The organism is Bartonella sp. AP4SXKL (assembly GCF_042195845.1).
Taxonomy (GTDB): Bacteria; Pseudomonadota; Alphaproteobacteria; order Rhizobiales; family Rhizobiaceae; genus Bartonella.
In genome coordinates, this window is record NZ_JBHIPA010000062.1 from 1 (window position 1) to 876 (window position 876).

Below are 876 nucleotides of genomic sequence, written 5' to 3' on the forward strand. Positions count from 1 at the left end.
GAATTATTGGCGGCAATGGCTATACTTATGAGACAATACCTGCTGGTAGTAACGTTTTGACAGAATGGTGGAGAGTGGTCATGAATCCCATAAGTCCCCATACTTGTCTTGGAGATGCGAGTCCAAAATGTCGCTATAATTATGGCTCATCTCATCGTGAACAATTTCCTTTAAGTAAATCATGGAGTAAAAAATGAAACAAACTCTAAAATTATTAAGTGCTGTAACTTTGTTAGGTATTGCAGGATGTCAGTTTAATAAAACTCCTGGGGGGTATTTGAGCGCGTGGGAGAAAAATGGTGTTACTGATTTTACTGAAATAGGAAAAGCCTTATTAGAATGTGGTATGCCAGCTCCTTATGATGTATTTCCAGAAAACAGAAATTTAAGCAACAATGCAATAGCAACGATTCATGCTTGTATGGTTCAATCAGGTTTCCGCTATAAAGATGAAAGGGGGGGGGGATGGTGTGTAAACCATAAAGCCGAAAATCTCCCGATTTGTCGTCCAGGTGCTGTTGTTCCACAGCGCAGTGTCAAGAAGCGCTTAAACAGCCCTTTTTGTAAAAAGCATCCAGAACAATATGAATGCTATCCTTAAGTCTTTCTTGTGATGATCAACAATCCGCCATCCTTGCCTTCGCTTGGAATGGCGGGATTGTTTTCTCAATCTAACATCTCAATATTGTTCACCGTTGTTTTAAGCAGCGGTGACAGGAAATATCAACAGGCTTATGAGCTTTTTTATTGTAAATAAATCCATTGAAAGAGGGGAATAATGAAGAAAATCTTAAAACTATTGAGTTGTATAGCTCTGTTAAGTATCACTGGATGTGTTAACTCAATTCCCTCACTTTCTCCAGCATTATGGAGAAA

1 protein-coding gene and 1 pseudogene are annotated in these 876 nt (G+C 38.8%); both read left to right on the forward strand.

Going from position 1 to position 876, the window contains the following annotated elements:
* A pseudogene (locus tag ACFIMI_RS09670) lies at window positions 1–197 on the forward strand (filamentous hemagglutinin); the annotation flags it as partial.
* Window positions 194–601 carry a hypothetical protein gene (locus tag ACFIMI_RS09675; RefSeq protein WP_375635130.1) on the forward strand — a complete coding sequence of 136 codons (408 nt, stop codon included), beginning with the start codon at window positions 194–196 and terminating at the stop codon, window positions 599–601. The pseudogene ACFIMI_RS09670 and the gene ACFIMI_RS09675, both read left to right, overlap by 4 nt.
* Window positions 602–876: the final 275 nt, after the last annotated feature.

Coding starts and splice junctions, on each gene's coding strand:
- ACFIMI_RS09675 (WP_375635130.1), top strand. CDS start 194: ATGAAACAAACTCTAAAATTATTAAGTGCTGTAACTTTGTTAGGTATT.